Source organism: Arthrobacter sp. HMWF013, from assembly GCF_003061105.1.
Lineage (GTDB): Bacteria > Actinomycetota > Actinomycetes > Actinomycetales > Micrococcaceae > Arthrobacter.
Genome location: NZ_QAIQ01000305.1, coordinates 1 through 6,571 on the forward strand (window position 1 = coordinate 1; position 6,571 = coordinate 6,571).

Sequence of the window (6,571 nt, forward strand, 5' to 3'; positions counted from 1 at the left end):
GATGGGGCACTGGTCTGCGGGCGGGAGGTGGGTGCGGGTCTGCCGGTGGGCCGCCACCGCCACCCATTCGTCTGTGAGGGCATCGAAGCGGACTTCGCCCGGCTCGCCACGCTCCGGCAGCGGCCTGAGGTCCGTGGTGGTTTCGGCGGTGCGCGGCTTGGGGACATCGGCGTCGTCGAAATAAATCAGCTCCCGGCCGTCGGCAAGGTTGGTGCTGGTGATACTTGTCATTGCGTTCCTTCGGGTGCTGGTGCCGGTATAAGTCCGGCCTTGGTGGCTGGTGGGTCTAAGCGGCTTCCGGGGCGATACGCAACTGGCGGACTGCGCCGCGGAGGGCCGTTGCTGCGTCTGGGCTAAGTCCCGGATCGGTGATCAGGATGTCAACGGCGGACAGCGGGGCGATGCCTGCCAGGCCCACCATGCCGTACTTGGTGGCGTCGGCAAGGACAACCAGCTTCGCGGAGCCGGCGACCATGGCGGCGTTGACCTCTGCTTCGAGCATGTTCGGGGAAGTGATTCCGGCGTCCACGTCCATGCCGTGGACGCCCATAAAGCACAGGTCGGCGGCAATGGTTTTCGCAGCTTGGGCGGCCAGCGGCCCCACCAGCGCCTCCGAGGGTGTTCTCTCGCCGCCCAGAATCAAAGTCCGGATGCCATGGCAGGGTTGGCCGCCGCTGCCGGCCCCGGTGCTGCCGTCGGGAGCGTCCGGCTGTGCTGCTGCAAGCGAGTGGGCCACCATGATGGAGTTGGTGGCAACGGTGATGCCCAGGTTGCGGGGAAGGATCCTTGCCAGCTCAAACGTTGTGGTGCCGCCGGACAGGAATACGGTCATGCCCGGCCGGATCAGTTCCAGGGCCGCTGCGGCGATGGCTGCCTTGGCATCCAGCTCCCGTGTGGATTTGACGGCGAAGCCCGGCTCGAGCGCGCTGAAGCTGTCGGTACGGGCTGCGCCGCCATGCACACGGAGGAGCAGCCCGCCGGCGTCGAGGGCGTCAATGTCCCGGCGAACGGTCATCTCGGAAACGTCCAGGCGGGCTGCCAGGGCTGCCACCCGGACGGTACCCGCGTCCATCAGCTCCTGGAGGATCAGGTGCTGGCGTTGAGCTGCCAACATGGTGTTCCTCCTGGGTCCGGGGTTTCGTGTGGCGTGTCCTCAATAATCATCCCATATTTCGCTCAAAAAGAAATAGATTCACACAAAAGATAACATTTGCGTGTGATGGCAGGACCTTCCCGTCTCCCTGTACGGTGGTGCTCATGACTTCGATTCCAAGTGCGGACACAGGCGTCGCCACGGGCTTTCAGGCCTACGCCACCGGCAGGCAGTATGAGATCCGCAGGGGTGACGCCCTTGCGGTTGTCACCGAGCTGGCAGCCGGGCTGCGGCTTTACAGCCGTGCCGGCGTGGCGTTGACGGAAACCTACGGCGATGACCGCATCGCGCCTGGCGCCGCCGGCATCACCCTCGCACCGTGGGCAAACAGGGTGGAGGACGGGGTCTGGTACCTCAACGGCAAGAAGCAGCAGCTGGACATCACGGAGGTTTCGCGGAACAACGCGAGCCATGGCCTCCTCCGCAACGCGTCCTACAACCTGGTGGATGAGTCCGAGCATTCAGTGACACTGGAGGCTACGGTCTTTCCGCAACATGGTTACCCGTTCCTGGTACGGCACCGGGTGCAGTATTCCCTGGCAGAGGATCTGGGGCTGGAGGTCCGCCAGACCCTGATCAACCATTCCACAGCCCCCGCACCATTCGTCCTCGGCGCCCATCCGTACCTGCGGCTGGGCGGGACGGCCGTGGACGATCTGATCCTGACGGTAGCTGCTGACACCCGGCTGGTGGCCGACGAGCGCCTCATTCCGCGCAGCGCGGAGCCTGTCAGCGGCGACTCTGACTTCCGTGCCGGTCTCAGGGTGGGAGACCTCGACGTCGATGTCGCCCTGACGGATCTGGCGTTCGACGGCGGCACCGCCCGCCACACGCTGAGCGCTCCGGACGGCCGCAGTGTGACGCTGTGGCAGGACGAGTCCTGCGGCTATGTCCACGTTTTTGTGACCACCGAGCTGCCCGGCAACGAACGGGCTGTAGCGATCGAGCCCATGACCGGGCCGGCGAACGCCTTCAACTCCGGTGACGGGCTGCGGTGGCTCCCGGCCGGCGAATCCTTCGGCATCTCCTGGGGAATCAGCGCGGTCCTGGACCGGGCATGATGCCTGGCCGCCGTTTCGCATAAGGGACGTTGCTGAGGAAGTATTAGGCTATGACGCCAGCCGAGGATGCCACCCCATCACCATCGACCGCCGTCCCAGCGGTTGGACTGACCCGTCCGCCGCGGGTGCGTGGGGACCGCGAGCTTGACCAGGACATTCCATACGGAGTCCGGATCGCTGCCTCGTGGGCCTGGCGGATCGGCCTGATCCTGCTGGTGGCCGGCGCTCTCGTTTGGCTGCTCAGCCGGATCAGCTTCCTGATCATTCCGGTAATGGTGGCGGCCCTCCTGGCCGGCCTGCTGAGCCCGGTGGTGGGCTGGTTGCGGCGGAGGAGCGTTCCCAACGGTGCGGCCGTAGCCATTACTGTCGTGGGATTCCTGGGCCTGATCGCGGGCTCCCTTGCGTTGGTAGGGCGCCAGCTTGTTGCCGGGTTCAGCGAGCTGTGGAGCCAGGCGCTGACCGGGATCCAGCAGATCCAGGGCTGGCTTGCCGATGGTCCGCTGCACCTGACGGCGGCCCAGATTGACCAGTATCTGCAGGAGGGAACAGCCGCCCTGCAGAACAACAGCAGCAGCATCCTCAGCGGCGCACTTTCCTTCGGAAGCACTGCAGGGCATTTCGCCGCCGGACTGGTCCTTGCGTTATTCGTGACAATCTTCTTCCTCCTCGAAGGTGACCGGATCTGGGCGTTCCTGGTCCGGTTGCTGCCCCGGAAGGCCCGCGCCGCAACCTTCGGTGCCGGCCGCAAGGGCTGGGCATCAATGGTCAGCTACGCCCGTATCCAGATGTTCGTCGCGTTTGTTGACGCCGTGGGCATCGGCGCAGGTGCCGCCATCATCGGTGTGCCGTTGGCGCTGCCACTGGGTGTGTTGGTGTTTATTGGCTCCTTCATTCCGATCGTGGGAGCGCTGGTTACCGGAGCCGTGGCAGTCCTCCTCGCCCTGGTGGCCAACGGGCCGGTCAATGCCCTCATCATGCTGGCCATCGTCCTGCTGGTCCAGCAACTCGAGAGCCACATCCTTCAGCCCCTCGTGATGGGCAAGGCAGTAGCCCTGCATCCGGTGGCCGTTATCCTGTCCGTGGCGGCGGGCTCCTACCTCGCGGGCATCCCCGGCGCCCTTTTCTCGGTGCCCATCCTCGCCGTAGCAAACTCAGCGATTCGCTACATCGCCGCCAGAACGTGGGAACATGAACAAGTGCTGGCAACGCCCGAAGGGCCTGCGACGCACGGGCCGGACTCCGATAACACCATTAAGGAAGTCCGGTTACCCGGCATCAGGTCCGGCCGCGGCAAGGACGCCGCAACCAGTACAGAAGCATCCATCCCTGCCGCCCGGGCCGCCACCACCGGCAAGGGCGCAGGAGCCGAATCCACCCAAGGAGAATAGTCCGTGAACACCCTCGATACCCTTCCCGTCACGCTGGACGATGTCCTGGAGGCGCAGAAGCTGCTCGAGGGGATTATTATGCGGACTCCTGTGGAGTCATCGCGTGCGCTCGGTGCCATGGTGGGCGGCGACGTCTACTTCAAGTGCGAAAACCTGCAGCGGGCCGGTTCATTCAAGGTCCGCGGTGCCTACGTCCGCATGGCCAAGTTGTCGCCTGAGGAGAAAAAACGCGGTGTCGTTGCCGCATCGGCCGGCAACCACGCCCAGGGTGTTGCTGTGGCCGCCAAGAGCCTCGGCATCAAAGCCCGTATCTACATGCCGCTGGGTGTGGCCCTGCCCAAGCTCGCAGCCACCCGCAGCCACGGTGCCGAGGTGATCCTCCACGGTCACAACGTGGATGAGGCCCTCGCCGAGGCGCAACGTTATGCCGACGAATCAGGCATGGTCTTTGTGCACCCGTTCGATAACGTGGACGTAGTGTCCGGCCAGGGAACCATCGGCCTGGAGATTCTCGAGCAGATCCCCAACGTGGACACCATCCTGATGGGCGTTGGCGGCGGCGGCCTGCTGGCCGGCGTTGCCGTAGCCGTGAAGGCAAGGGCACGTGAGCTGGGCCGCGAGATCCGCATCATCGGCGTCCAGGCGGAGAACGCGGCGGCCTACCCGCCGTCGTTGGCCGCAGACGCGCTGGTCCCGCTGAAGAAGGTCTCAACAATGGCTGACGGCATCGCCGTGGGACGCCCCGGTCAGCTGCCGTTCAGCATCATCCGCGAACTCGTGGACGACGTCGTCACCGTCAGCGAAGACTCCCTGGCGCGTGCCCTGATCTTCCTGCTGGAACGCGCCAAAATGGTGGTCGAACCCGCCGGAGCTGTGGGTGTGGCGGCCCTGATGGACGGCAAGATCGAGAATCCGGGCACCACTGCAGTGATCCTGTCCGGCGGCAACATCGATCCCATGCTGATGCTCAAGGTGATCCAGCGCGGCCTGTCCGCTGCCGGGCGCTACATGACCGTGCGGATGATGCTGGACGACCGGCCGGGGTCCTTGGCGACCATCGCCCGCATCATTGCCGAAAATGATGCGAACGTGACCGGCCTGGACCACACCCGTGTGGGAGGCTCCATCAGCATGGGCGACGTCTCCATTACGGTAAACCTGGAAACCAAAGGACACGAGCACTGCGAACAGGTCCTGGGGGCCCTCCGTGCGGAGGGTTTCCAACCAATCGTGGTGCACTAGGAGCAGCCATGCTGGACGCGTTGGGGGACGGAAAGCCCCGGAACAGGGAAACCACGGCTTCGCGGGCCCGGGGCGGGCTGCTGGTGTCAGGCGGGTTTGTTGTCCTGCTCTTCGTCATCGAAGTGTTCAACATGCTGACCCTGCATGCTCTGAACCGGACCTTTGGGCTCAGGCCGCGGTCAGCTGACGGCCTGCTGGACATTCTCACGTTCCCGCTGCTGCACGCCAACATGAACCACCTGCTCTCCAATGCACTGCCGCTGATCGTCTTCGGCTTCCTGGTGTTCCTTTCAGGCCTCCGGGTGTTCCTGACGGCCCTCGCCTTCAGCTGGCTGGGATCCGGGTTGACCGTGTGGCTGATCGGCGACGGCGGTATCACGGTGGGTGCCTCGGGCCTGGTTTTCGGGCTGTTCGCCTTCCTGCTGGTCAGGGGATTCTTCAATCACAGCTGGCGGCAGATTCTTCTCGCAGTGGTGCTGTTCATGGTTTATGGCAGCATCCTGCTGGGAGTGCTGCCCATCATGGGCAGCTTTGTTTCCTGGCAGGCGCACCTCGGCGGGGCTGTGGGCGGCCTGGTAGCCGCCCTGCTGCTGCGCCCCGAAAAAGCAAAAACGCCGGCCCCCTGAGGGGACCGGCGTTTTCAGGCTTGGGTTTTAGCCGACGTACGGCTTGGCGGAGAGGATCTCCACCGTAATGTCCTTGCCGTTCGGAGCGGTGTAGCTGAGCTTCTCGCCCTCTTTGTGGCCAACGATTGCCGCACCTAAGGGTGACTTTTCGCTGAAAACGTCCAGATCTGAATCGCCGGCGATCTCGCGGGAGCCCAGGAGGAACGTCTCTTCGTCGCCGGCAATCCTCGCGACAACGAGCATGCCTGGCTCAACGATTCCGTCATCGGCCGGTGCTTCCCCTACATGGGCGTCCCGCAGAAGGGCCGTCAGCTGACGGATACGGGCTTCGATCTTTCCCTGTTCCTCTTTGGCAGCGTGGTAGCCGCCGTTTTCCTTGAGGTCGCCCTCCTGCCGGGCAGATTCGATCTTCTGGACAATATCCGCACGGCCAGCGCCGGAAAGATGGTCCAGCTCTGCCTTCAGGCGGTCAAAAGCTTCCTGGGTGAGCCAGGCTGCAGGCGCGCTGTTGGTGGTAGACACGGACTTCTCCTCTAGTGGTGATACATGCAAAAGACCCCGCCACGGTGGCCACTTGTGGAACTCAGTAACCAGCTCAGCGGGGTAAAGGGTATTGATTCATTGTAGTCAATACTGTGGATTTATCCCAACGGGTAAGCGTTGCAGATCACATCTCGTTACTCGGCCGGTCACGGAATCCAGCAGTCGTCCACCACGCCGGAAACCGACAATGACTCCGTCCTCAGTGCCACGCGCTGGGCAACTGTCCTGCCGCCGTCGGCCGTTGCGTCTGCCTCGCCGGGCGGGATATCAACCACTTTCCAGCCCACCACGGCGAATTTGGAGTCGAGGGCCTTGATGGCGCATTTGACCGCTGTTCCCGGTTCCCGGGTGACCTGGAAATCGACCTCGGCTGCTGTGGCATCGATGGTTTTGAAGCCGATGTCCTTGAAGGTCACGTCGGCGACGGCGGAGGACGTGGAGACCCAGGCCATAAAACCAATCCCGACTGCCAGTGCACCCAGGGTGATGCCACGCTTGGCCGCCCGTGGCAGGGGTTGCTTTTTACTGCCATAACGATTGGCTAGGCTAGTGTCTGCA

7 protein-coding genes and 1 pseudogene are annotated in these 6,571 nt (G+C 64.0%); 4 read left to right on the top strand and 4 right to left on the bottom strand.

The window, feature by feature from the left end:
• Together DBR22_RS11595 and DBR22_RS11600 are read right to left on the bottom strand one after the other, a co-directional pair.
• Nucleotides 1-231: pseudogene (locus DBR22_RS11595) on the bottom strand (galactose-1-phosphate uridylyltransferase); the annotation flags it as partial.
• A 55-nt stretch (nt 232-286) separates the two neighbouring features.
• Nucleotides 287-1,114: a DeoR/GlpR family DNA-binding transcription regulator gene (locus DBR22_RS11600; protein WP_108599138.1), complete on the bottom strand. Its 828-nt coding sequence runs from the start codon at nt 1,112-1,114 to the stop codon at nt 287-289.
• A gap of 143 nt (nt 1,115-1,257) precedes the next feature.
• Here DBR22_RS11600 and DBR22_RS11605 point away from each other — a divergent pair, with 143 nt between their 5' ends.
• From DBR22_RS11605 to DBR22_RS11620, 4 genes are read left to right on the top strand one after another with little or no spacing between them, the layout of a single operon-like run.
• On the top strand, nt 1,258-2,214 hold the full coding sequence (locus tag DBR22_RS11605) for an aldose 1-epimerase family protein (RefSeq protein WP_108599144.1): 957 nt from the start codon (nt 1,258-1,260) through the stop codon (nt 2,212-2,214).
• Between the two features lie 50 nt (nt 2,215-2,264).
• Nucleotides 2,265-3,602: an AI-2E family transporter gene (locus DBR22_RS11610; RefSeq protein WP_108599139.1), complete on the top strand. Its 1,338-nt coding sequence runs from the start codon at nt 2,265-2,267 to the stop codon at nt 3,600-3,602.
• Nucleotides 3,603-3,605: 3 nt separating this feature from the next.
• Nucleotides 3,606-4,844, top strand: a complete 1,239-nt coding sequence (gene ilvA, locus DBR22_RS11615) for a threonine ammonia-lyase (protein ID WP_108599140.1) — start codon at nt 3,606-3,608, stop codon at nt 4,842-4,844.
• 8 nt (nt 4,845-4,852) lie between these two features.
• Complete coding sequence (locus tag DBR22_RS11620; protein WP_108599141.1) at nt 4,853-5,470, top strand: rhomboid family intramembrane serine protease; 618 nt, start codon at nt 4,853-4,855, stop codon at nt 5,468-5,470.
• 27 nt (nt 5,471-5,497) lie between these two features.
• On the opposite strand, the gene greA is transcribed toward DBR22_RS11620, so the two are convergent.
• Nucleotides 5,498-5,992, bottom strand: a complete 495-nt coding sequence (gene greA / locus DBR22_RS11625; protein ID WP_108599142.1) for a transcription elongation factor GreA — start codon at nt 5,990-5,992, stop codon at nt 5,498-5,500.
• A gap of 167 nt (nt 5,993-6,159) precedes the next feature.
• On the bottom strand, nt 6,160-6,571 hold a 412-nt coding region (locus DBR22_RS11630), incomplete at its 5' end, for a DUF4307 domain-containing protein (RefSeq protein WP_258229157.1).

What these genes read in the sequence shown, in the direction of transcription:
- DBR22_RS11610 (WP_108599139.1), top strand. Translation starts at nt 2,265, where the DNA reads ATGACGCCAGCCGAGGATGCCACCCCATCACCATCGACCGCCGTCCCA.
- DBR22_RS11600 (WP_108599138.1), bottom strand. Translation starts at nt 1,114, where the DNA reads ATGTTGGCAGCTCAACGCCAGCACCTGATCCTCCAGGAGCTGATGGAC.
- DBR22_RS11605 (WP_108599144.1), top strand. Translation starts at nt 1,258, where the DNA reads ATGACTTCGATTCCAAGTGCGGACACAGGCGTCGCCACGGGCTTTCAG.
- DBR22_RS11620 (WP_108599141.1), top strand. Translation starts at nt 4,853, where the DNA reads ATGCTGGACGCGTTGGGGGACGGAAAGCCCCGGAACAGGGAAACCACG.